The 22701-nt window shown below is 67.6% G+C and carries 20 protein-coding genes, 1 tRNA gene and 1 pseudogene; 9 read left to right on the top strand and 13 right to left on the bottom strand.

From position 1 onward, the window contains the following. Positions 1-119 precede the first annotated feature (119 nt). Together ACIBF7_RS00595 and ACIBF7_RS00600 are read left to right on the top strand one after the other, a co-directional pair. A complete protein-coding gene (locus tag ACIBF7_RS00595) occupies positions 120-1220 on the top strand; it encodes a PP2C family protein-serine/threonine phosphatase (RefSeq protein ID WP_397196010.1) in 1101 nt (366 codons plus the stop codon). 94 nt (positions 1221-1314) lie between these two features. Further along, positions 1315-1764, top strand: coding sequence for a rhodanese-like domain-containing protein (locus tag ACIBF7_RS00600; RefSeq protein WP_397196011.1), 450 nt, complete (start codon positions 1315-1317; stop codon positions 1762-1764). Between the two features lie 72 nt (positions 1765-1836). Here the strand turns inward: ACIBF7_RS00600 and ACIBF7_RS00605 are convergent, their stop codons facing one another. Together ACIBF7_RS00605 and ACIBF7_RS00610 are read right to left on the bottom strand one after the other, a co-directional pair. Further along, a complete protein-coding gene (locus tag ACIBF7_RS00605) occupies positions 1837-3207 on the bottom strand; it encodes an AbfB domain-containing protein (protein WP_397196013.1) in 1371 nt (456 codons plus the stop codon). Between the two features lie 36 nt (positions 3208-3243). Further along, complete coding sequence (locus ACIBF7_RS00610) at positions 3244-4689, bottom strand: RICIN domain-containing protein (protein ID WP_397196015.1); 1446 nt, start codon at positions 4687-4689, stop codon at positions 3244-3246. A gap of 363 nt (positions 4690-5052) precedes the next feature. Between ACIBF7_RS00610 and ACIBF7_RS00615 the strand changes: the two genes are divergently transcribed. After that, entirely contained in the window at positions 5053-6363 is a 1311-nt protein-coding gene (locus ACIBF7_RS00615) for an RICIN domain-containing protein (protein ID WP_397196017.1), read from the top strand. 33 nt (positions 6364-6396) lie between these two features. Next, positions 6397-7893, top strand: coding sequence for an RICIN domain-containing protein (locus ACIBF7_RS00620; protein ID WP_397196018.1), 1497 nt, complete (start codon positions 6397-6399; stop codon positions 7891-7893). Positions 7894-7920: 27 nt separating this feature from the next. On the opposite strand, the gene ACIBF7_RS00625 is transcribed toward ACIBF7_RS00620, so the two are convergent. Further along, the gene (locus tag ACIBF7_RS00625; protein WP_397196020.1) at positions 7921-8298 is read right to left on the bottom strand and encodes an EF-hand domain-containing protein; all 378 of its coding nucleotides are present in this window, start codon (positions 8296-8298) and stop codon (positions 7921-7923) included. A gap of 385 nt (positions 8299-8683) precedes the next feature. Between ACIBF7_RS00625 and ACIBF7_RS00630 the strand changes: the two genes are divergently transcribed. Beyond that, a complete protein-coding gene (locus tag ACIBF7_RS00630) occupies positions 8684-9058 on the top strand; it encodes a YciI family protein (protein WP_148035268.1) in 375 nt (124 codons plus the stop codon). 19 nt (positions 9059-9077) lie between these two features. Here ACIBF7_RS00630 and ACIBF7_RS00635 read toward each other — a convergent pair whose 3' ends face one another. The 4 genes from ACIBF7_RS00635 to ACIBF7_RS00650 are packed head-to-tail and all read right to left on the bottom strand — an operon-like array spanning position 9078 to position 12663. After that, positions 9078-9788, bottom strand: a complete 711-nt coding sequence (locus ACIBF7_RS00635) for a DNA alkylation repair protein (protein WP_271277086.1) — start codon at positions 9786-9788, stop codon at positions 9078-9080. Positions 9789-9805: 17 nt separating this feature from the next. Next, positions 9806-11341: an MFS transporter gene (locus tag ACIBF7_RS00640; protein WP_271277085.1), complete on the bottom strand. Its 1536-nt coding sequence runs from the start codon at positions 11339-11341 to the stop codon at positions 9806-9808. Then, complete coding sequence (locus tag ACIBF7_RS00645; RefSeq protein ID WP_148035271.1) at positions 11338-11838, bottom strand: GyrI-like domain-containing protein; 501 nt, start codon at positions 11836-11838, stop codon at positions 11338-11340. Before ACIBF7_RS00645 ends, ACIBF7_RS00640 begins: the two co-directional genes overlap by 4 nt. Positions 11839-11874: 36 nt before the next feature. Continuing rightward, a complete protein-coding gene (locus ACIBF7_RS00650; protein WP_271277084.1) occupies positions 11875-12663 on the bottom strand; it encodes an SDR family NAD(P)-dependent oxidoreductase in 789 nt (262 codons plus the stop codon). Positions 12664-12871: 208 nt separating this feature from the next. On the opposite strand from ACIBF7_RS00650, the gene ACIBF7_RS00655 reads away from it, so the two are divergent. Then, entirely contained in the window at positions 12872-13477 is a 606-nt protein-coding gene (locus tag ACIBF7_RS00655; protein ID WP_148035272.1) for a DNA-binding response regulator, read from the top strand. 375 nt (positions 13478-13852) lie between these two features. Here the strand turns inward: ACIBF7_RS00655 and ACIBF7_RS00660 are convergent. Together ACIBF7_RS00660 and ACIBF7_RS00665 are read right to left on the bottom strand one after the other, a co-directional pair. Beyond that, positions 13853-15190: pseudogene (locus ACIBF7_RS00660) on the bottom strand (histidine kinase); the annotation flags it as partial. Between the two features lie 518 nt (positions 15191-15708). Then, positions 15709-16440: an alpha/beta fold hydrolase gene (locus tag ACIBF7_RS00665; protein WP_271277083.1), complete on the bottom strand. Its 732-nt coding sequence runs from the start codon at positions 16438-16440 to the stop codon at positions 15709-15711. Positions 16441-16707: 267 nt separating this feature from the next. Between ACIBF7_RS00665 and ACIBF7_RS00670 the strand changes: the two genes are divergently transcribed. Continuing rightward, the gene (locus ACIBF7_RS00670; RefSeq protein ID WP_219550606.1) at positions 16708-17133 is read left to right on the top strand and encodes a hypothetical protein; all 426 of its coding nucleotides are present in this window, start codon (positions 16708-16710) and stop codon (positions 17131-17133) included. A 1297-nt stretch (positions 17134-18430) separates the two neighbouring features. After that, entirely contained in the window at positions 18431-18568 is a 138-nt protein-coding gene (locus ACIBF7_RS00675; RefSeq protein ID WP_222709223.1) for a hypothetical protein, read from the top strand. On the opposite strand, the gene ACIBF7_RS00680 is transcribed toward ACIBF7_RS00675, so the two are convergent. The 3 genes from ACIBF7_RS00680 to ACIBF7_RS00690 all read right to left on the bottom strand — a co-directional run bounded on the left by ACIBF7_RS00680 (position 18553) and on the right by ACIBF7_RS00690 (position 21026). Then, on the bottom strand, positions 18553-19374 hold the full coding sequence (locus tag ACIBF7_RS00680) for an alpha/beta fold hydrolase (protein WP_148035276.1): 822 nt from the start codon (positions 19372-19374) through the stop codon (positions 18553-18555). The two genes, ACIBF7_RS00675 and ACIBF7_RS00680, sit on opposite strands and share 16 nt — an antisense overlap. A 372-nt stretch (positions 19375-19746) precedes the next feature. After that, a tRNA-Lys gene (locus ACIBF7_RS00685) sits at positions 19747-19822 on the bottom strand. Positions 19823-19871: 49 nt separating this feature from the next. After that, entirely contained in the window at positions 19872-21026 is a 1155-nt protein-coding gene (locus ACIBF7_RS00690) for an acyl-CoA dehydrogenase family protein (protein WP_397196021.1), read from the bottom strand. Positions 21027-21119: 93 nt separating this feature from the next. On the opposite strand from ACIBF7_RS00690, the gene ACIBF7_RS00695 reads away from it, so the two are divergent. Continuing rightward, positions 21120-21419, top strand: a complete 300-nt coding sequence (locus tag ACIBF7_RS00695; protein WP_148035278.1) for a PspC domain-containing protein — start codon at positions 21120-21122, stop codon at positions 21417-21419. Here the strand turns inward: ACIBF7_RS00695 and ACIBF7_RS00700 are convergent, their stop codons facing one another. Beyond that, positions 21420-22694, bottom strand: a complete 1275-nt coding sequence (locus ACIBF7_RS00700; protein WP_397196022.1) for an MFS transporter — start codon at positions 22692-22694, stop codon at positions 21420-21422. Positions 22695-22701: the final 7 nt, after the last annotated feature.

Below are 22701 nucleotides of genomic sequence, written 5' to 3' on the forward strand. Positions count from 1 at the left end.
CCAAGACCTGTCCATCTACCTTTTGGCACCCGTATCGGAACATGTAGACAGAAACTGTGAAATATGGGGGAAACCCGCATCTTCGGGGGCGTCTCTCACTGCGGAATCACGCGCTGGCGGTGATTCCGCTGGCCATGATCGTGGTCATCACGGTCGCCGATCTGGTGTCCCCCAGCGACATCCACTTCGGATCTCTGCTGGTGGCGGCCCCGGCGATCACGGCCTCCTTCGCGGGAGCATGGTTCACGGGCGTGATCGGGCTTCTCGCGATCGCCGCCGAGATCATGATCGGCGTCCATCACAACCACCTGGGCACCGAGAACATGCAGGCACAGCTCATCGCCATGATCGCGGTATCGGCGTTCGTGGTGGTCTTCTGCCTCATCCGGGACCGCGAGCGGCGGGTCCTGGTGCAGGTGCGCTCGGTGGCCGAAGCCGCGCAGCGGGCTCTGCTGCGGCCACTGCCGGAATCGCTGGGCACGCTCCGGCTGGCCTCCGTCTACCTGGCCGCCGCGGCGGAGGCCCGGGTCGGCGGGGATCTGTACGGTGCCGTACGCACCGTGAACGCCACCCGCCTGATCATCGGCGACGCCCGGGGCAAGGGCCTCACCGCCATCTCCGACGCCGCCGCTCTCGTCAGCGCCTTCCGCGAAGCCGCCCGCCGGGGTCTGTCCCTGCCGGAGCTCGTCGCCGACCTTGAGGACAGCGCCGGGTTCAATCCGTACGATTTCGCCGGGGAATGGCCGGCGAGCGAAGAGACCTTCGTGACCGCGATCGCCCTCGACATCGCGGACGACGAACCGGCGCTCACCCTGGTGAACTGCGGCCACCCGCCGCCGCTGCTGGTGCACGCCGGGGAGGTCACGCCGCTGCAGTGCGAGAACCCGGCGCCACCGCTTGGTCTGGGGGACCTGTGCGACCACGGGTACGCCGTCTGCTCGTTCCCGTTCGACGAGGGCGATCTCCTGCTGCTCTACACCGACGGCGTCACCGAGGCGCGCGACGCCGCCGGGGTCTTCTACCCGCTGGCCGACCGGATCGGCGCCTGGACGCAGGAAGCCCCGGAAGGGCTGTTGAAACGGGTGTGCGACGACCTCCTCGCCTATACCGGCGGACGTCTCGGCGACGACGCCGCCATGATCGCGATACGCCGCATGCCGGTCGCGGACAGCGGCGGCGCGTACGGACCGGCCGCCACGAGCGGCGCGCGCGCGTTCTGAGGCCCCGCGCGGGTAACCTTGTTGATCGTCAAGGTGGCGGGTCCGACTCCCGTCCGCCCGCGCCGACCAGGGAGCTTCGATAGACATCGACGAGGTGCTGGCTCAGGCCCGCACGGGGCTGCGCCGCCTGAGCCCACCCCAGGCATGGTCGGCGGCGGGCCGGACCGACAGCTTCATCGTCGACACCCGGCCCGCTTTCCAGCGCTGCGCGGGAGAGGTCCCTGGCGCCATCGTCATCGAGCGCAACCAGCTGGAGTGGCGGCTGGACCCCCGGTGCGAGGCACGCATCCCCGAGGCCGAACACACCCGTATCCAGTGGATCATCCTGTGCGACGAGGGATACTCCTCCAGCCTCGCCGCCCGCTCGCTCCAGGACCTCGGCCTCCACCGCAGCACCGACGTGATCGGCGGCTTCCAGGCATGGCACGCCGCGGGGATGCCGATCGTCGTCCGCGAGCCGCCGACGTCTCCCCGGCGCCCAGGCGAAGGCCCGTCGGCCATGGAGACGGCCGCCGCCGAGAAGGCCCTGCCGCAAGGCGCCTGACAGATCCTCAACGGATCCCCGCCGGCGCTGACCGAGGGCCGGACTCCCCGGCGGGACTCCGGCCCTCTGGTCTCAGCCGGTGACGCGGAAGGTGGCGTCGGCCCTGGCGGTCGTGGTGCTGACCGGGTCGATCCGGAGCAGGTAGTCGGCGTGCCGCAGGTAGCGGTCCGGGAAGTTGTACGACTGGAACGACGCCGCCGACGAGTCGGCCAGCCCGATCACCCGCCGGAACGTCGCGTCGGCCCGGAACGTCGCGCTGCCGTCGTTCCGCGCCAGCACGAGGTCGTAGTCGTAGTGCCGCAGGTAGTAGCCGGGCAGGTTCGCCGCCTCGAACGACACGTACGCGCCGCCCGTGTCGGCCAGCCCCGGCACCATCCGCCACTCCGCGTCCGCCGCCGGGCTCACGTTCGGGTCGATCCGTACGTCGTAGTCGGCATGCCGTACGTACCGGTCCGGGAAGTTGTACGACTGCAGCCGATTCGCGGCGATGGTCGGGGTGCCGACCCCGGCGCTCGTCTGCGTCACCCGGCGGATCGTGCCGTCGGCGTTGTAGGACAGGTACTCGAGCGCGATCGACCGCTTGTAGTCGCCACCGCCGGCGCGGGCGTTGCGGTGGTAGGCGATGTACCACTGGCCGTTGTACTCGGCCATCGAATGGTGGTTGGTGTTGACGTTGACGCCTTCGAGGATGACGCCGCGGTAGGTGAACGGGCCCAGCGGGCTGCTCGCCGTGGCGTAGGCGATCTGACCCGGCCAGCCCGTGGAGTACGAGTAGTAGTAGACGCCGTTCCTCTTGTGCATGAAGCCGGCCTCGGCGAAGCCGCTGCCTCCGCTGATCGTCACGTTCTGGATGGCGCCCGTGGTGGAGATCATGTCCGAATTCAGGCGGACCACCTTCGGCGCGCGGGCGCCGCCGAAGTACAGGTACGCCTGCCCGTTGTCGTCCACGAACACCGCCGGGTCGATGGGCTCCTCACCGGTGTTGGCGTCCCGCCCCTTCTCGATCAGCGGGGTGCCGCGGGGGTCGCTGAACCCGCCGGTGGGCGACGTGCTCCTGGCCACGCCGATCCTGGTCCGGTCGGTCGGCAGGTACAGGTAGTAGTACCCGTTGCGCTGGGTCGCCGAGGGCGCCCACGCGTACCGCGTCGCCCACCCGAACCCGCCGACCGAGAACGGCGCGCCGTGGTCGGTCCAGTTCACCAGGTCGGCCGACGAGTACACCCGCCAGGCGTTCGAGTCCCAGTACGTGCCGCTGTTGCTCTCGTCGTCCGTGGTGTAGACGTACACGCGGTTGTTGTAGACGTGCATCGACGCATCGGCGGCGAACCGGTTCACGATCGGGTTCGACGCCTGGGCAGGCGCGGCGGGTCCGGCGACCAACGTCGCCGCCACCAGTGAACACACCGCGAGCAGGCGCGCCGCGGCGAGTGCGAGTCTTCTCATGGCATGGCTTCCTGGTCATGTCGCTACGGCCGAGGATCAGGATTGGGTACGGGACCACTGCTGGTTGGTGCCGCTGCCGCACGCGTACTGCTGGATGTCGGCGCCGTCAGCCGTGGACGCGTTGACGACGTCCAGGCACTTGCCGCTGTGACGGACCCTGAGCTGGAAGTAGCTGCCGGTGGCCACCCACTGCCACTGCTGGTTGGAGCCACCGCCACAGGTGTACTGGATGACGTTGGCCCCGTCGGCGGTCGAAGCGCCGGCCACGTCCAGGCACTTGCCGCTGTTCTGGTTGACCAGCCGGTGATAGCCGCCGCCGATGTCCTGGAACTGCCATTTCTGGTTCCCGCCGCCGTTCCACGGATACTGCTTCACCTCGGCGTTGTTCGCCGTCGACGAGCTGACGACGTCCATCACCTTTCCGCTGCCGCGCCCGGTGATCCGGTAGTACGGGGAGGTGCCGCCGCCGGAGACGACGCCGGTGGCGGCGTCGATGGTGATCTGGGGATACCAGGTCAGGCTCATGCTGGTGGCGGACGGGAACGTGATCGGCAGCCAGACGTACTGGGAATCGTTCACCGGCCCGCCCCAGGCCCCCGCCCAGCGATCCCCCATGTACAGGTAGCTGGTGGTCGACGAGCCCTGGATCGGCAGCACGTACGTCGGCTGGGAGCTGAACGTCGTGCCGTCGCCGACGTTGGTCCACCCGGTCCATGGACCGGAGATGCTCGACGCGGTCGCGTATCGAGCCTGGTTCGGACTCCACCCGGTCGCCCCTGAGGTCAGCAGGAAATAGACGCTTCCTCGTTTGAACATGGCCGGGGCTTCGCGGTGGGCGTCGTTCCAGAAATTGCCCACCAGCGTGCTGACGTTCAGATAGTCCGTCGTGAGCCGGTAGATGTGCAGGTCGTAGTTCTCGTCCGCGGCCGAGATCATGTAGGCGGTGCCGTTGTCGTTGAAGAGCGTGATGTCCCTCGACATGTGCCCGAGCGGACGGAAGCTGCCGTGGTAGGTGTACGCGCCGTCCACGGTGGCGGAGGAGGCGACGGCGGCGCGGGCCTCGCTGTAGTCGGTGCCGTTCTCCTTGTGCATCCACATGACGAATCTGCCGGTGGAGCTGTTGTAGATGACCTTCGGCCGCTCGATGTTCGCGACGTTGAGCTCGGGGTGCGACGACTGGGTGAGGACGTCGTTGCGGAACTCCCAGTTCCGCAGGTCCGTGGACCTGTAGACCGAGACCGCCCGGAAGGTGTTGTCGGGATTGCGGTTCTCCCCGAACCAGTAGTAGTAGCCGCCTTCCCGCAGCACGCCGCCGCCATGGGCGTGCAGCGCGTTGCCGCTGGTGTCCAGGAACTGGGTGCCGTTGGTGATGGTCACCGGAGCCGCGCCGGCCGGGGCCGCGGTCGCGGTATGGCCGACGACGGCACCGGCGAGCAGGAGGATGGCCGCGAGCGAGCGGCGTAAGCTCACGAGTCGGTTCATGCTGATCACTTCCCTCTGTTCCGGCGGTTGGCGTGGCGACCGGGTGTTCCACGGGGGCACAATGTTTGCGTTAACATCACCACCGGCCCGAGGGTCACATGCGTGTTTACGATGTGTTTCCCACATGGAAAAGGCTGACAGCCCGGTTGTCAATACCTCGCCTCGAGACGATTCCGCCTGCGGTCAACCGTCCACGAATGAACGGGGTATTGACCGGCTCGACATGAGCGAACACACTGATGTAACGCCGACGTAACGACCGCATCCCCGCGCACGCTTGGCGCACCGACCACCATTCGACTGCCTTCGTGAATGGATCAGCATGATGTTAGCGCTAACAATTCATGGCGAGGGAATTCACCCGTGAACAGACGACTGAAGGTCAGACGCTGGTTGGCCCGGCTCTGCCTCGTGGCGCTCACCGCCGCCGCCGCCGGGGCGTCGGTCGCCTCACCCGCACAGGCCGCGCCCGGCTACGTCTACACCACGTTCAAGGGAGACGCCGCCGCCGACCAGGAGCTCTGGGTCTACTCGTCGGCCAACGGCACGAACTTCGGCGTGCTGGCCGACACGAACTACCGCGGCCCGTCCGGCGTGCTGCGCGACCCCAGCATCATCCAGCACAACGGGCTCTACTACATCGCCCACACCGTCGAGTCATGGACCACGAACTCCACCCACTTCAACATCGCCTCCAGCCCCGACCTGGTCAACTGGACCCACGTGACCAGCGTCAGCTCCGGCGTCGCCAACACGCGCTTCACCTGGGCGCCCGAGTTCTACGTCGAGGGCGGCACCGTCCGGATCATCGTGAGCATCGCCCAGACGACGTGCTCCAACTGTTTCCGTCCGTACATCTTCACCGCCCAGAACGCGTCGCTCACCTCCTGGAGCGGACCGGCGCAGATGGGCGGTCTCGGCTACAACTACATCGACACGTACGTGGTGAAGTCGGGTAGTACCTACCACGCCTTCACCAAGAACGAGACCTCCAAGTACATCGAGCACTGGACCAGCACGAGCCTCACCAGCGGGTGGAGCAACCAGGGCCAGTTGTGGAGCTCGGGCTACGAGGGACCGGCCGTGTTGCGGATGAGCGACGGCTCCTGGCGCATCTGGATCGACAAGTACACCAACGGCGGCATCTGGACGGCCACCAGCTCGAATCTGAACTCCTGGTCGGGCCTGAGCCAGATCACCTGCCCCGGTTGCCGCCACGGCACGATCCTGCCGGTGGCCGACGTGCCCGCCCCCGCGCCGGTCCACCGCGTGACCAACCGCAACAGCGGCAAGGTGATGGACGTCGTGTCGGCCTCCACCGCGAACAACGCCGAGATCAAACAGTGGACCTGGAACGGCGGCGGCAACCAGAAATGGGAGTTCCAGGACGCCGACAGCGGCTACTTCCGCGTCGTCAACCAGAACAGCGGCAAGTGCCTGGACGTGGCCGGCGCTTCGACCGCCGACGGGGCCAACGTCATCCAGTACACCTGTGGCGGCGGCACCAACCAGCAATGGCAGTGGCAGGCCACCGGGAGCTACTTCCGGATCGTCGCACGGCACAGCGGCAAGTGCCTCGACGTCGTCGGCTCCGGCACCGGCGACGGCGCCGACATCCAGCAGTACGCCTGCGGCAGCGGCACCAACCAGCAGTGGAGCCGCACCCAGGTCTGACCCAGGAATTCAGATCCAGTGATTGGGCATGCCATGAGACTGATCAGCTGCTTATCCTCGGGAAACACCCGGTCGTCACGCCGGTCGCTGATCGCCCTCGTGGTGGCGGCGCTCACCGCGGCGGCGAGCCTCGTCATCCCCGCGTCGCCGGCCGCTGCCGCCACCAGCCAGTTCAGGGGCATGAACTGGGCCGTGCTGGGTGACAACTTCAGCACCGGCACGCTCGTCCTGCACGGCCTGAGCCAGTCCGACAGCAACGCGACAGTACGGGCGAAAGCCAACGCCCTCTACGACGACATGGCCTCCACCATGGGCGTCAACACCGTCCGGCTGCCCATCAACACCCACACCGTGGCCAACACGACCTGGTGGAACGCCTACCGCGGCGCCATCGACGCCGCCACTGCCCGTGGATTCAAGGTCATCCTCGCGTACTGGGAGGACGGCGCCGCCTCCGGCGGCAGAATCACCGACCTCGCCGCGTGGAACACGATGTGGTCCAGCGTGACCAACACGTACGGCTCGAACGGCAACGTCTACTTCGAGCCGATGAACGAGCCGCACGGCTACACCTCGGCGGAGTGGCGCGACGTCGCGGCGAACTGGCTCGGCTATCACACCTCGGCGGTGCCCGGCCGGGTGCTCATCGGCGGCACCGGCTACAGCCAGGACCTGCGGGACGTCTGCAACGACAGCCGCTTCAACGCGACGCTGCTGTCCTTCCACCACTACGCCTTCTTCTACAGCGCGATGACCTACGACGCCTTCCGCAGCCACATCCAGACGCGTCTGGGCAACTGCGCCTCCCGCGCGGTCGCGACCGAGTTCGGCGCGCCGATGGCCACCGGCCTCGACTACGGCGACGCGAACAGCGCCGACAACTTCGTGCGCCACATCCGCGCCATGGCCCAGGTCATGCGGGACAACCAGATGGGCGGCACCTACTGGCCCGCCCTCGGCGGCAAACCGACCGGAACCAGCGGCTACGACCACTACTCGATGTACGGCCTGACCGGCAGCGGCACCGATCTCGGCCTGACCGTCCGCAACCCCTCCGGCGCCGACCGGATCCGGTACGCCTGGGGCGACGCCGTCGGCCCCACTCCCCCGCCGACGTACTACCGGATCGACGTGCGCCACAGCGGCAAGGCCATGGACGTCCAGCAGCCGAACACCGACAACGGCGCGCGCGTCGGCCAGTACACGTACGGCGGCAACGCCTGGCAGCAGTGGCAGTTCCAGGACGCCGGCAGCGGCTACTGGCGCGTCGTCAGCCGCCACAGCGGAAAATGCCTCGACGTGGTGAGCGCGTCGACCGCCGACGGCGCCGAACTCATCCAGTACACCTGTGGCACCGGCACCAACCAGCAGTTCCAGATGGTCGCCAACGGCAGCTACTTCCAGCTCCGGGCACGACACAGCGGCAAATGCGTGGACGTACCGGCCGCGTCGACCGCGGACGGCGTGATCCTCAAGCAGTATCCGTGCAACACCGGCACCAACCAGCAGTGGTCACGCACCAACGTCTGACGATCGCTCGAGACCTGTTCCTAGGAATCAGGCCGCGGGAGGTATCCCGAAGACGTGGCTTCCGGGCGCCGCAGGGTCGTCGCCCACCCAGAACTCTCTCCAGTGGCGGACGAACTCCGCACGGGAGACCGTGCCGTCACCATCGGCGTCGAGTCGGACGAACACGTCGGTGGTGTCGGTGGGGCTGCCGTTCCACGCCTCGATCATGCGTTGGTACTCGGCCGGCGAGATCCGGTCGTCGCCGTCCTCGTCGATGGCCTCGAACATGGCCTCGGCGGTGGCGTCCACGGCGTCCGGCGTCCGGCCGAGCAGATCCACGACGGTGAGGACGTCGTCGAGCGTGACCGACTCGGGGTCGCGGGAGCGCTCGGCGAGCGTTCCCCACCAGCCATGCATGATCGCCATGAGGTGCTCCTCATCACCGGCCGCGCGGATGGACGCCCAACGCCCCGCTAGGGCATCGAAATCGCTCTCGCGCAGCACGCCGTCACCGTCGACGTCCATCGCACCGAAAACGAGTTGCACCTTGCCCCGCTGAAATGTGCTCGCCATGCCCCGATCGTCCCCGGCCTCACGCCGGGCAACTCCTGTCGCAACGGTTCCCTCCCCTTCTGCATAAGGTGACGGAATCATCGCTATGAGTAACCGGCTGAACATGAATATCTCACTGGTGTCCGATGAAGAGCGCACTACACAACCCTCGGATGAAGCGGCAATCTGAGGCAGGAGCTAGACGCCCCGACGAACTTCGACATGAAAGAAAACGGCCTGCCGAGCTGAGAGAAGATCGATGAGATTCATGATCATTCGCCGGGCCGGGGCAGACACCGAGGCGGGCTTTCCACCCGGCCGCGAGTTCGCCGCCAGACTGCGGGTCTATGACGAGACCCTGATCAGGGCCGGAGTGCTTCTGACCGCCGGGAGGCTGCGTCCAGAGAGCCTGGTGGCGCAGATCGCGCGTCACGGTGGCGAGGCCGTCGTGACTGCCCGGCCATCGCTCGACACTGAATGGATCGCCGGATTCTGGCTGATCCAAGCAAAGGACAGAGCGGAGGCCGTCGAGTGGGCTCGCCGTGTTCCTGTGCCGGGCCGGCGAGTGGGCGTCGGGGTAGAAGTATGGCAGTGCGCATCGAGGCCCTGGCGTGACTCGCCGGAATGCCTCTGATGCGCACTGAGCACGAAGCCTATTGAGACCCGGCAGATCGTTTCGCCGCTCCCATGTAATGCGCTCTGAGGTCGCTGCCGAGGTGTTCGACGGCGTAACGCAGGGCGGTGCGGGGCATCGTTGCGGCGTGCCGGTCAAGGAAGGCGAGCAGGCGCGCAGGCTCCCGCTTGCCGGCCTCGCGGATCCATCCGCCGTAGGCCTTCTGCACCAGTTCAACAGGATCATCGGCCAGGATCTCGGCGATGCCGAAGGTGTCGCCGAGATCGTCGTGCCGGATGAAGTAGAAGGTGGCGACAATGGCGGTGCGCCGCTCCCACCACTGCGGGGAACGGGCCAGCGTATACAAAGGGGCACGCGACTTGTCGTACAGATAGCCTCCGACGACATGGGGCGCGGCCAGGTCCACCAGGTCCCAGGTGTTGATGCGATCGTGGCGGCCCATATAGAGGTCGTACAGCTGCGCGCGACGCGACTGGGGCGTGCGCTTGCGGCGGGCCTGCTTGTCCATGATGCTGCACGCGCCGACCCTGACCTCGTGCACGTCGCGTTCGAGGAGATTGGCGATCTCGTCCGGAGGCATGTCGATGAACTCTCTGGCGAGAGCGAAGACGTCGCGCATACGGACACCGAGCACGGCGCCCTGCTCTGAGATACGAACACGGCGCCCTTCCGGCACTGGCAGGGCCGTCAATCGCTCGGTGAAGACGTCACTGGTGGGGAGGGCTGTCATGTCGTTCTTCCTACCCTCTACTGGGCGGCAGGCGGTCCGAAGGGTGGGATGCGCCGCAGGGTCGTCAACGCCAGCACCGCGATGCCGGCGAATGCCAGCGCACACACCGCCGCTGTGACGTTGAGGCCGGAGGCGAACGCGTCGCGTGCCGAGCTGATCAGTGCGTCGCCGATGCCGGTCGGCTGTCGCTGTGCCACGGCCACCGCCTCGGCCATGGTCTCGGCGGCCGCTCTGCCCGGCGCCGTGTTCGCCAGCGCCGGGGGAACCTCGACCGCCGATGTGTAGATCGCTGCCCCGAGGCTGCCCAGGACGGCGATGCCGAGGGCCACGCCGAGTTCCCCGCTCATGGACTGCATGGCCGAGGCGGAGCCGGCCCTCTCCGGCGGCGCGGCAGGGACCACGAGACGTCCGGCCAGCGGACCGACCGGGCTGACGCCGACGTAGACCACGGTGAATCCCAGCAACAGGATCGCCGGCCCGCCGCCGGGTGTCACTTGCGTCAGGACGACCATGCCTGCGGAGGCGATCGCCGCTCCGGCCGCCACCACGTGGGCGGGACGTACCCGCTGCGCGATCCCCTGGCTGACGAAGATTCCGATGACGAGGCCGAAGGTCGGCACCAGCATCCACAGGCCGGCCGCCAGCGGACTCAGTCCTTCCACCGACAGCAGATACTGGGCCACGAAGAAGCCGCTCCCGCTCTGCAAGGCGCCGACCAGCAGGGAGATCAGCAGCGCGCCTCTCACCTCCACGATCCGGAAGAGCCCGAGGTCCAGCATCGGGTGCGCCAGCCGGCCCTGGCGCACCACGAACACGACACCCGCGAGGGCCCCTGCCAGCGTGAGCGCGACCGGACCGGGCGACCAGCCGGATTGAGCCAGCTCCTTGAGCCCGTAGACCAGCGGCAGAACCGCCACCAGGGACAGCACCACACTCACTGGGTCCACGCCGGGCGCGCCCGGGTCCCGGCTCTCCGGCAGCAGCCGGGGACCCGTGACGACCAGCAGCAGCATCACCGGCACCGCGACGAGGAAGGCCGCACCCCACCAGAATGCCTGCAGCAGCGCTCCTCCTACGAGGGGTCCCAGGGCCACCCCCGCCGTCAGGGCCGACGCCCACACCGAGATGGCGACGCCCAGTTGTCGCGGGTCGCGGAACATGCCGATGATGAGCGCGAGGGTCGAGGGCATGATCGTGGCGCCGGCGACCCCCAGGAGAGCGCGCGCGGCGATGAGCACCTCCGTCGAGGGGGCGTACGCCGCGAGTGCCGACAGCGCGCCGAACGCGGTCGCCCCGAGCAGCAGCAGCCGGCGACGGCCGATCCGGTCCCCCACGCTGCCCATGGTGATGAGGAAGCCCGCGATGAGGAAACCGTAGATGTCGGTGATCCACAACTGCTCGGTCGCGCCGGCACCCAGATCCACGGTGATCTGAGGCACGGCCAGGAACAGCACGCTGATGTCCAGCATGGTCAACATCGTGGGCAGACACAGGACGGCCAGCGCGAGCCATTCCCGGCGGCCCGCCGTGGACCTGGCGATCATGTCTGTCATGCGCTGTTGAGGGGTTGGACGAGCTGAGTGCGCCATGTGGACGGGGCCGGCCACGCCGCGGGATCAGGGCGGTGAGCGAGGTCGATCCAGGTGTAGATCTCCCACGCGCCGCCCTCCGGCTTGTACGGTGCGGTCCGCGTCCACGCCTGCAGCCGGTCGTAGGCGCCGCCCAGCCGGTCGTGCGCGCCGAGATGCCAGGTGGTGACGGCCGGCCCGCCGGGAAGCTCGCCCATGGCGACTTCTCCTCGGCTCGCGGCCACACCCTGCACCGGAACACCGACCTCGACGTCGGTCTCGACGTCGCCGAAGGCGTGATAGCGCACGTACGGCGGCCCGGCCGGGCGCACGCCGTGCTCGCCGAGGTGAGCCCACAGCGCCGCCAGGATTTCTGCCTGGGTCCGGGGCAGCTCGGCGACCGGGACCGTGCGACGCACGCTGATGACGGGCTGCGGGGCGACGGTTTCGAAGGCGACGGTCTCGTCGTGTCCGTGGTTCATCGTTCTCATCTCTGCTCGAGTGCCTGGCTGGAAGGGTCAGCTGGGGAAGATGCCGCTGGTGGCGTTGACGAAGGCGCCGGTGATCGCGCCGGCCCGGTCGGAGACCAGAAAGGCGGCCGTCTCGGCGACATCCGCCAGCCGTGGAGCGCGGCCCAGCATGCTCAGCCCACTGATCACCCGGTCGATGTCCTCGGCTGACATGCCGGAGGCCCGCCGCGTGGGATTGTGCTCCAGGAATCGCGGGGCGAAGCTCTCGGGCAGGCCCGCCGTCCACAGGCCCAGCACTCGCACCCCGCGCGGGCCCACCTCGGCGGCGAGATTGCGGATGAAGGTGTCGGTGGCGGCGTCGGCCGGGCCGCTGGCCCCCATCATCGGGCTGCCGTGAGCCGAGCCGCTGTTCAGTGTCAGAATCACGCCATCGCCCTGGTCGGCCATCACCCGCGCGGCGGCCCGGGCGGTGACGAACGCCGCCGTCAGACCTGCGGTGATGGGCCGGACGAAGTCGTCGGTCGCCATGTCGATCAGCGGAATGCCCTGCACATCGCCACGCGAGACCAAGTTCACCGACACATCGACCGAACCGGCCAGCGTTCGCACCTCCTGTACGTGCTCGTTCACCGATCGCTCGTCCAGCGCGTCCAGCACGGCTACGTGAGCGCTGCCGCCCGCGGCCTCCACTTCGGCCGCCGTACGCTCAAGCGGCTTCCGGGTCCGTCCCACCAGGAACACCCGCGCGCCCTCCCGGGCGAAGGTCAGAGCGAATGCGTTGCCGATCGGCCCGCTGCCGCCGTAGATGACGATGTTCTTTTTCGCCAGCAACATCATCGATCCTTTCAGTGATTTCAGGTGTACCGATGTGAGCTTCCCCCGGCAGCAGGTAAGGAGGTAAGTGCGCTGATCACCAGCCCTTGATGAATACGTCACGGAGGCGCCTGTGAGTCAATCAAAAGGTGATGCATTTCGCCTGGCAGCGAGGCGCTAAAATCAACGTGTCAATACTGAAGTCACCCAGCCTCTTTCGTCGGGGACGGATATGATAAGAATCATCATTGCGGAAGACGTCCGAATTCTGCGTGACACCCTTGCCGCCGTCCTCGGCCTTGAGGACGATTTCGATGTCGTCGCCACCGTCGAGCGGGGGGACGACGTGGCCGGGACCGCCGCGCGCCTACGCGCCGACGTGGCCCTTCTCGACATCGAGTTGCCCGGCATCGACGGCTTGACCGCCGCCGCCCAGGTGCATGAGCTGCTGCCCTCCTGCCGGGTCCTGATGCTCACCGGCATGGCGCGGCCGGGCTATCTGCGTCGCGCCCTGACCGCGCAGGTGGCCGGCTTCCTCCTGAAGCACTCGCCGCCGGAGGATCTGGTGAAGGCCATTCGCAAAGTCGCCGCCGGTGATCGTGTGGTCGACTCTTCACTCGCGATGAGGGCGTTGGAGACGATGACCAGCCCTCTCGCCGAGCGAGAAACCGACGTGCTGCGGATGGCCGCCACCGGTGCGGAGCCTCAGGAGATCGCCGCCGCTCTGTCTCTCAGCCTGGGCACCGTCCGCAACTATCTCACCTCCGCGGTCGTCAAGCTGAGTGCCAGGAACCGCATAGACGCCATCCGCATCGCCACGGACGAGGGCTGGCTCTGACCCGTCGTCGAGCGGGATCTCCGTGGTGAGGACATGAACGTCACCGACGACGCGCCGGTCCGACGACCCGTGCAGGACGCGCACGCGAGCGGCGAAACTTTCCATGCCGAGGCCCTGGCTCCCGGCACCCGCCCCCGCACCATTGTTCGACAGCGCCAATCGGACGTGATTCCCATCGCGCTCGATACGGACTTCGCACCTGTCACCGCTGCTGTGCCGCAGGATGTTCGTGACGCCCTCGCGCAACAACGCTGCCAGCTCTGTCTGGAAATGAGCGGACATCGGCACATGGGTGTAGTGGGCACGCACGTCGAAACCGCCTGCCAGCAACAGGGACCGGGCCGACTCGAAGGCTTCCGCGAGAGACTCCTGCCGGTAACCGTGTGCAACGGTCCGGATGTCGTCCAGGGCCTCGCGTGCGGCGGCGACGCCTTCGGCCATCTCACGTTCGGCACGCTCCCTGTCCACCGTCAGCAGTCGTCCTGCCAGGCCGGCCTTGAGCACGACGACCGACAGGCTGTAGCCGAACAGATCATGGAGGTCACGAGCGAAACGCAGGCGCTCGCGAGCCACTTCCGTGCGCGCGAGCGCCTCTCTCACACCACGCAACTCGCAGGTCATCCGCGCCATCCGCGCCAGGCCGTAGACGACCAGAGCGCGCTCGCCACCCCACACCACCCGCGAGAGCTGGTCGAACACGTCGGCCTCGCCCAGGCCGCCACCCCACAAGAGATACACGGCGTTCTGCACAAGCAGGAGCCCCGTGGCCGCCCAGCGCAGCCATCCACGCAGCAATATCAGGGTGAGCCCCGGCAAGAAGGCAACGACGTGCCACGCCTGCAGACCGTAGAACGCAACGGGAACGAACGCGATGACCGCCTGGATCAGCAGCGTCCAAGGCCAGTGCGGAGGCCGCCCTCCAGTCCCGTCCATCAGACAGTGCCACAGATAGAGCGCGGTGAAGGACACCAGCAGCAGGCCGAACGCCCATCCTCCGGCGGCGGAAAGCCCCGCCTCGACCGCGAAACGCGCCGACTCCGGGACGATCATCAGGCAAACGGTGACACCGCCGAGGAAGTGCACGTACGCCGGGCTCATGTCATCGGCCGGCGGCCGGACCCGGGCATGCGAGTCGCGACGGGCGTGTGACATCGCCCTGGTCTCATCGAGCGTGGACCGAGCCGTATCCAGTGCCCGCTCCAGCTGGCCGCGGGCTTGCTCGGTGCCGGTCGAGGCCAGCATGGCCTCGCCCGCGGCGATCACCGTACGCAAGCTGTTCCCCACCCGGCCGTTGAGCTCGTCGGCGAAGGCCCGGCGCTCCCGCGTCACCTCGGCGGCAGCCAGCTCAGCACGGGCGTCGTACCTGTCGGCAACCAGATCGGCCACCCGGACGCTGCCGTACAGCGCGATGGCGACGAACGCGGTATGTCCGAAAACCAGATTCGCCACCTCGCCCGGAGAGGCATCGACCGTCCACCAGGACCATCCCTGCACCGCCAGCACGCCGGCGAACCCCGCCCAACCGAGGCGGACCGGCCTGACCAGCAGCAGGACCGCGGCCGCCAGGAAGCCGGAAGTGCCGCACCAGGAGCCGGCCTCCCAGATCAGGCCGACGCCCGTAAGCGCGGTCTGAGCAAGCAGCGACCAGCGCCAGCCTCGCGGCCGTCGCCCACGCGCCGGCAGCACGCAACTGTACAGATACAGCGCGAACATCGTTGCCTGGGCGCCGATCCCGGCCGCGAGCAGAACGCCGGGCGGCTCGTTCGCGAGAAGGCCGGCGAGACCACCGAGCGCGAATCCCACGCCGACGACGACGGCCACACAGCGCGCCAAGCGCAACGCGGATGCCGGCTCCGCGAACTCCTTGTCCCCTCGGCCGTCGGCGAGTTCTGATTGGTCCTGGCCGTCCACCGGTACGCCGTTGTACGCGAGCACGTTGCCCCTCCCACGCGTTCTGAGGACTCGGCATTCCTCATGTCCTGCTCTTGCTGACGCGTCGAGCGGCCAGGGCGCGGATCGACATCCCGCCCGCGTGCGGAGTGGCCGCGGTGATCACCCTCGGAATCACCCGCAGGTGGCCCGGCACGGTTGCGGCGGCCCTGGCGGCTTGGCAGGAGGCGGCCCTGATAGCCGTGGGCCAGGGTGCATTGCCGCTTACGTCGCCCGATTCAGCTTGGGCGTGTTGGTCCCGGGAGGCAGCGTGATGGCGCGGAAGCCCAAGAACAGGACACTCACATTCTGTCGGCCAGAATCTCAGCGAACAGGTCCGGGCGCTGCAGGGGTATGCCATGGCCGCATTCCGGCACGAAGGTCATTTGGCTGCCCGGAAGGGAGTCGTGGATGTTCCGTGCGGAGTCGTGCATGAGCTTCCGCTCGTGCTCGCCCACCATCACCAGCGCCGGGTTCTTGAAGTCGGCCCAGCCGGTGGGAAGGGTGAAACGGATGTTCTCGCCGACGCTCGCGAGAAGAGTCTCACGGCTTGTGCGAGCGCTGTCGCGAAGGTAGTCGGTCAGGAGTTCGTCCGGGATGAACAGTTGCTTCGCCTGGAGCTTCGCGAACCACCGTTGCCGTGCGAGCGGTGCGGTCGCGCCGAGGAGCCCCAGGGTCGCCTGCGGGAACGGAAGAGGCTTCGCCTGCGCGCTCACGACGACGGCACTGGTGACGAGATCAGGCCGGGTAGCGGCGAGGAGAATCGTGAGCTGCGCACCCAACGAGAACCCCGCGACCATCGCGCCGCCCGGTGCGCGCTCTTCCAGGACCCTGGCCACGGCCTGGGCGGTCATCTCGTGTGACCGATACGCTTCCTCCGCACTGCGTCCGTGACCGGGCAGATCGGGAACGATCACTCGGGCTTTCGCTCCGAGCCGCTCCAGCGTCGGTCGCCACATCCATCCCGCGACGCCGCCACCGTGCAGTAACAGAATAGGAGGAGCGTGTGCGTCACCGGCCTCACGGACATACATGCCCCCCATCCTCCCACTGCCGACCAAACCGGACGGGTGTAGCTCTTCCGCAGTGACTGATCGATCAAGCCGTGAGGGAGTATCCGTCCTGGTAGCCGCTCCGGTGGACCCGTTCGTGTTGCCGGGCGAGGTGAAAACGCCAGGAGTCGTGGAGATCACCATTGGCGATCAGAGCGCGGAGCTTCAGGCGCGACGGCTGTGGCGGCCTGCGCAGCGTGGTGATGACCTGGCCGGTATGCCCGGGCCGGCAGTGCCAGGGCGTGCCCGGTGTTCTTCCTGTCGCAGATCGGTCAGGCGGTAGCGCTTGTCCTCCCTGTGGAAAACGCGCTCAAAGTGTTCGCCCTTGTCGCTGCCAAGGGAGTCATCGTCGACACCCGGGCGATTCTTCGTGGCTCGATGTCCATAGGATGGCGTCGGCAAACCGCGAAGAGCCTTGCTCTTTATCGAGTGTCGTTCACTTCCTGGCTGGTCCTGCTTTCGGCCGTCTTGGGGATAGCGCCGTCGCGGTCAGGCGCGGTCTACGGCCTGTTCTTCGCCGTTCCGCTTATCATTTCGGTTACCGCCGGTGATGTTTCAGCTCTCGGCAAGAGAGCGATGGACCGCTGGTGGCACTGCGTTCGTTACGCACAGGCGCTCGGCGTGCTCGTCATGGTCGCAATATCGGGATGGATGGCTTCCGCATGGCTGCTTTGAACTACCGAACCGCTACCGCCATAACGCTCATGTCATGCGGAACCATAGCTGCGTTGAGCCTGACGGCCTGTTCGCAAGGAGGGGCGCGCACGGAGGCCACAGATGCCGCCACGGCACCATGTGATGACACGGTGCGCGATCGCGTGGACATTCCCGGAAGCGATGGCCAGCCAGGGGTAGGCGCAACCGACATCTGGTTCGTCGCTCCTGTGTCAGGAGGTTGGAGTTCCTCGGCCGTGCGGGTCCCGGAGGGCTATCAGATCAAGCGTCCACTATGGACGACCGGCACGAGGCTTCCCACGGTTACCGTTGAAGAAGTGGCGGGTGACAACGTGGGCTCGGCTCAGCTGATGCCTACGGCGGACGGCTTGCCGGGCCCCATACCGGCGTCGTTGCAGTTCCCTTCACCAGGTTGCTGGCGTGTGGTGGCGAAAACGGAGCGTGGAGAAGCTCGCATCTTCATCAGGGTGCAAGAGGGAGACCGGTCCTGAAGGACGTTCGATTCGGTGAACGGTTTCGTGTTCTGAGCTGCCATTCATTGAGGTAATCCCAGCAGGCGCGTTTCGGCCCTGATCTCTCACGATCGCGACCGAGCCCTCTTGGGGTCGAGTTGATCAAAGTGTCGGGTGCCGGCTTCCGGGGCGAGACTCTGCTTCCCCGGTGATGGCGGGTGTGGAAGGGTGGCTCATGGCCTGGCTCCTGGAATGGTCACAAAAACAGCACTCCGATGATCTTGGGCAGCATGTCGCTGTAACGAATGGGTGAGCGGCGCGTGGGGGACTCCCAGCGGTCCGGCAAGAGATCAGCAGCATCAACAATGCCGGTGCCATCAAGCTGGACAAGGCCAAGCGGCCCCAGGCTCTGGTGTGGACCAAGCAACGGGGGGAGACATTCGTCGCCGAGTTCGCCGAGCGCCTGGCGGCCGTGAAGGCGGAGAAGGGCGGCAAGAAGATCAGCGCCGTACGGGTCCGGGAGGCTCTCGAACTGCCGCCGTCACCCGTGATGGTCTGGACACCGGTCCAGCTCGGCGCATTCCTCGACGTCGCGGCCCAGCATCGGCTGTACTCCTTCTTCCCCCTCATTGCTTTCCGTGGCCCGCGCCGTGGCGAGGGTTGTGGCGTCCGGTGGGAGGACCTCGACACGAACGAGCGCACGCTGGTCGTGGCGAAGCGACTCGCCCAAGTCGGATGGGAGTTGGAGGAGGGCGAGGCCTGCCGCCGATCCGTTTGCACGACCTACGGCGCTGCGCAGCGACGCTCGCTCATGCGGCCGGCGCCGACACGAGATGGTGTCCACGATGCTGCGCCACGGCTCGACGATTCTGACCGAGAACACGTACACGACAGTGCTTCCGGAGCTGGCCCACGAGGCAGCCCGGCGCTCGGTGGGCCGCGTCGGAAAATCCAGCGGCTCACCCGTTCAGGCCTTCCTGTGATGTCGGCGGCAGCCCAACACCTCATCGACCGCCTGAATAATGATCTCGGGTTGCTCGAACGGAATCTGATGACTGGCCCGCTCGGCGACCATCACTTGCCCATGTGGGGACTGGCTGGCCAGAGCGCGATGGTCGGCGTTCAGATGCTCCAGATGCGCTTTGGGCATGCGCGGCCGCTTGCCTGCCGTGATCACACGGATGGGCACAGGCGGCAACCCGCTCTCCTGACGCGCCTGTGCAGCCTCGTTCATGGCATTCTGCATCCCGGCCAGGGTGTCGGCCAGTTCGCGCAGCGACCGCGCATCGGTGCCGCCGAACATCGCACGCAGACGGAGCAGCCTTGGGGCTAGGAGGAAGGAGAGGGCGCGTACGAGCGCCGAGCCCGGCGGTGTTCCGCTGGCGGTCGGATCCACGAAGACCAGCCCCGCCACATCAGTGGGATGGCGGGCGGCATAAAGCTGGGTCACGAGCCCACCGTAGGACCAGCCCACGAATACCGCCGGCAGTTCAAGGTGCAGGGCGCGAAGAAGCCTACGCAGGTCGTCGGCCATCTCGGTGACGGTACGGGCCTGCGATCCGCCGGAGCGGCCGACGCCGGCCCGATCGTAGGTCACTACAGTGACACGTTCGGCCAACGCGAGTTCCAGTTCCTCTCCCCAGGTTCCCACGCCCTGGCCTGAGCCACCGCATTCGAGAACCACTGTGGGGCCTTTCCCGCGGACCTGGGCGCATAGTGCATGATCGCCTAGGTCGATCAGTACCGGCGTCGGTACATCGTTGTTTCCGGGTTTCTCATCCCTTCCCATGACGTCAACTTAGATTGACCAGCGCGTGGGCGTCAACTGTTGTTGACGATTGAGTTCGGAGTGAGTGTTCTGGAGTCATGCGGCGGCAGGGCGGTGGTCGACGCGTTTGTTGGGTTGCGGCGTGGCGGGCGTGCGGCGATGCCCCGCGCCATCGCTTGACTGGCTGCGGCTGCACGACTTGCGACCTGCCTGCGCGTCCTACCTTCTGGCAAGCGGGGCGTCCCCTCGCACGGTCATGAAGACACTCGGCCACAGCTCGGATGATCTCCAGCACGATCAAGGGCCGGACTCCCTCCACGGGAATCCGGCCCTCTTGGCTGTAAAACTGGTTGTACGACTCCACCCGACAAGATCAAGGAGAGACGTAATAGCTGGTAGGGCGCCCGGGGCTCGAACCCGGAACCTACGGATTAAAAGTCCGCAGCTCTGCCAATTGAGCTAACGCCCCCTAGCAACAGCCAAGCGTACCGAGGTTACCGCCAACCCCGCGACGCCCTTTACCGGTATGCCGCCAGCCCCGTCAGCGCCTCGCCCAGCACCAGGGTGTGGATCTCCTGGGTCCCCTCGTACGTGAGCACACTCTCCAGGTTGTTCATGTGCCTGATCACAGGGTACTCCAGCGTGATCCCGTTGCCGCCGAGAATGGACCGGGCCTGCCGGGCGATGTCCAGGGCGGAGCGCACGTTGGCCATCTTGCCGAAGCTGATCTGCCGGGGCTCAAGCTCACCCGCGTCCTTCAGTGCCCCCAGGTGCAGCGCGGTCAGCCCCGCCTGGGCCAGCCCCACGTACATCCACGCCAGCTTCTCCTGGGTCAGCTGGAAGGCGCCGATCGGCTTGCCGAACTGGACGCGGGTCTGGGCGTACTCGACCGCCGCCTCGACGCAGGCCCGAGCGGCGCCCACCGCCCCCCACAGGATCCCGAAGCGCGCCTCGGACAGGCACGACAACGGGCCCTTCAGCCCTCGGACCCCGGGCAGCACGGCCGACTCGGGCAGGCGCACGTCGTCGAAGTAGAGCGATGACGTGACCGATGCCCTGAGGGACAGCTTCTTGTGGATCTCAGGGGCGGAGAAGCCCGGGGTGTCGGTGGGGACGACGAAGCCGCGCACGCCGTCGTCGGTCTGCGCCCACACCACCGCGACGTCCGCGACGGATCCGTTCGTGATCCACATCTTCGAGCCGTTGAGCACCCAGTCGGAGCCGTCGCGCTTGGCGTATGTGCGCATGCTCGCGGGGTCGGAGCCGTGGTCGGGTTCGGTCAGGCCGAAGCACCCGATCGCCTCACCACTGGCCATCCGGGGCAGCCATTCCGATTTCTGCTCGTCCGACCCGTACCGCCAGATGGGGAACATGGCCAGCGAGCCCTGCACCGACACGAACGACCGCAGCCCCGAGTCGCCGGCCTCCAGCTCGCGGCAGGCCACCCCGTACGAGGTCGCGTCCGTGCCGGCGCAGCCGTAGCCCTGCAGGTGCATGCCGAGCAGGCCGAGCGAGCCGAGCTCGGGCGCGAGCTCGCGCGCCGGGAACGTGGCCTCCTCGAACCAGTCGCCGACGTGCGGCAGGACGCGGTCGGCGACGAAGGAGCGGACGGTGTCGCTGATCAGCCTCTGGTCACCGTCGAGGCGGTCGTCCAGGCGCAGCAGATCGTCCATGACGTGCTCCTCTCCTCGTTATAGGGGGCTACCAGGGTTCTACCAGGGGCAATCCTGATGTGCGAATGCCAGGGTTGAGGGCAGTCTTGAGTCATGAGCGAATATCACAGCAGCAAGCAGTTGCGCAGGACCCACAAGGGCCGGATCCTCGGCGGCGTCTGCTCCGGCGTCGGCGAGTACGTCGGCATCGACCCCAACATCATCCGCATCGGCCTGGCGATCGTCACGCTCTTCGGCGGCCTCGGCATCGGCGTCTACGCGATCGGCTGGCTGCTCCTGCCCGAGGAGGGCAAGGACACCTCGATCGTGCAGGACCTGCTGGCCAAGCAGCAGCAGAAGAGCAGCAGCACCGGCAGCCCCTGGACCGAGGACGACCACAAGCCGCGGCAGTGATCAGGCAGTGGCCTGCGCGCGCATCCTGGCGCCGCGCGCGTCGGCCCAGATCACGGTCAGCACGACGGCGGCCGTGAGGCCGGTGATGCCCGACAGGGCGACCACCGGCTCGGGGCCGAGTCGTTCGGCGGCGTAACCGCCGATCAGGATGGCGATCCCCTGCACCGCCATAAGGCCGGAGTGCACCAGGCCGAACGCCTGCCCGCGCTGGCCGTCGGGCACCCGCTGGACGAACGCCGCGTTCGCCGCGAGCTGGTAGGCACCCCCGACCCCGGATAGAAACCATGCCGCCAGCACCACCTCCAACGGCGGCCGCATCGCGGTCACGACGAGCGGCGCGCAGCTCAGCATGGCCAGCCACCCCATCAGCCGCAGCCTGCCCGGCGGCGAGACGAACCGGCTGAACAGGAACGCGCCCACCACGGTGCCGGCCGGCATCGCCGCCATCAGCAGACCGGTGATCACGGGGATGGGCATGACGCCGGTGTAGAGCGCGACCGCGTACGGCACCGCGATGCCTTCGGGCAGCACGTAGAAGCCGCACAGCCAGGCGAAGAGCACGAGCGTGCGCAGCTTGCGGTCACCGAAGACGAGTCTGGCTCCGGCTCTGGTCATCGCCCACATGGACGGCCTGGCTCCGGGACGGCCCGGAGCGGGCCGCCGCCGCACGCCGGTGACCAGGATCAGCGCCGACGCCAGGAAGGTGGCGGCGTTCAGGGCCAGGGCGCGGTACGGGCCCATGGCGGCGATCATCGCGCCGCCCGCGGCGAAGCCGAGCATCTGCACGGCCTGGTTCGTCATGTTCTGCAGTGCCGAGCCGACCACGTACCGGTCGCCTGCGAGCACCTCAGGCAGCACGGCCGCGCGCGCGGCCGAGAACGGCGCGCTGAGCAGCACGACGAGGAACACCAGCGCGCACAGCACAGGGAAGGGCATGAACGGCAGCGCCATCACGCACACCAGCCCGGCCCGCAGCAGGTCGCAGACCAGCATCACGCTCCGCCGCGCGAACCGGTCGGCCAGCCCGGCCAGCAGCGGCCCGCCCAGGATCGACGGCAGATAGGTGAGCGCGTAGACGGCGGCGGTGGCCAGCGCCGACTTGGTGCGGTCGTAGACGAGCACGGCCAGCGCCACCTGAGCGAGCTGGTCACCGAGCAGCGACAGGCCCTGTGCGTACCAGAGCGCTCTGAACTCTTTGACGGCGATGACCTCGCCATAGGTGGCCTGGCGCTCAGTGGATCGCCTGTGCCGCCCCGTCAGCCGTCGCGCCCGCATGGCCCCC

Source organism: Nonomuraea sp. NPDC050478, from assembly GCF_044458265.1.
Taxonomy (GTDB): Bacteria; Actinomycetota; Actinomycetes; order Streptosporangiales; family Streptosporangiaceae; genus Nonomuraea; species Nonomuraea ferruginea.

Coding starts and splice junctions, on each gene's coding strand:
- ACIBF7_RS00605 (WP_397196013.1), bottom strand. CDS start 3,207: ATGAGAAGACTCGCACTCGCCGCGGCGCGCCTGCTCGCGGTGTGTTCA.
- ACIBF7_RS00610 (WP_397196015.1), bottom strand. CDS start 4,689: ATGAACCGACTCGTGAGCTTACGCCGCTCGCTCGCGGCCATCCTCCTG.
- ACIBF7_RS00620 (WP_397196018.1), top strand. CDS start 6,397: ATGAGACTGATCAGCTGCTTATCCTCGGGAAACACCCGGTCGTCACGC.
- ACIBF7_RS00625 (WP_397196020.1), bottom strand. CDS start 8,298: ATGGCGATCATGCATGGCTGGTGGGGAACGCTCGCCGAGCGCTCCCGC.
- ACIBF7_RS00630 (WP_148035268.1), top strand. CDS start 8,684: ATGAGATTCATGATCATTCGCCGGGCCGGGGCAGACACCGAGGCGGGC.
- ACIBF7_RS00635 (WP_271277086.1), bottom strand. CDS start 9,788: ATGACAGCCCTCCCCACCAGTGACGTCTTCACCGAGCGATTGACGGCC.
- ACIBF7_RS00640 (WP_271277085.1), bottom strand. CDS start 11,341: ATGACAGACATGATCGCCAGGTCCACGGCGGGCCGCCGGGAATGGCTC.
- ACIBF7_RS00645 (WP_148035271.1), bottom strand. CDS start 11,838: ATGAACCACGGACACGACGAGACCGTCGCCTTCGAAACCGTCGCCCCG.
- ACIBF7_RS00650 (WP_271277084.1), bottom strand. CDS start 12,663: ATGATGTTGCTGGCGAAAAAGAACATCGTCATCTACGGCGGCAGCGGG.
- ACIBF7_RS00655 (WP_148035272.1), top strand. CDS start 12,872: ATGATAAGAATCATCATTGCGGAAGACGTCCGAATTCTGCGTGACACC.
- ACIBF7_RS00665 (WP_271277083.1), bottom strand. CDS start 16,440: ATGTATGTCCGTGAGGCCGGTGACGCACACGCTCCTCCTATTCTGTTA.
- ACIBF7_RS00675 (WP_222709223.1), top strand. CDS start 18,431: ATGCTGCGCCACGGCTCGACGATTCTGACCGAGAACACGTACACGACA.
- ACIBF7_RS00680 (WP_148035276.1), bottom strand. CDS start 19,374: ATGGGAAGGGATGAGAAACCCGGAAACAACGATGTACCGACGCCGGTA.
- ACIBF7_RS00690 (WP_397196021.1), bottom strand. CDS start 21,026: ATGGACGATCTGCTGCGCCTGGACGACCGCCTCGACGGTGACCAGAGG.
- ACIBF7_RS00695 (WP_148035278.1), top strand. CDS start 21,120: ATGAGCGAATATCACAGCAGCAAGCAGTTGCGCAGGACCCACAAGGGC.
- ACIBF7_RS00700 (WP_397196022.1), bottom strand. CDS start 22,694: ATGCGGGCGCGACGGCTGACGGGGCGGCACAGGCGATCCACTGAGCGC.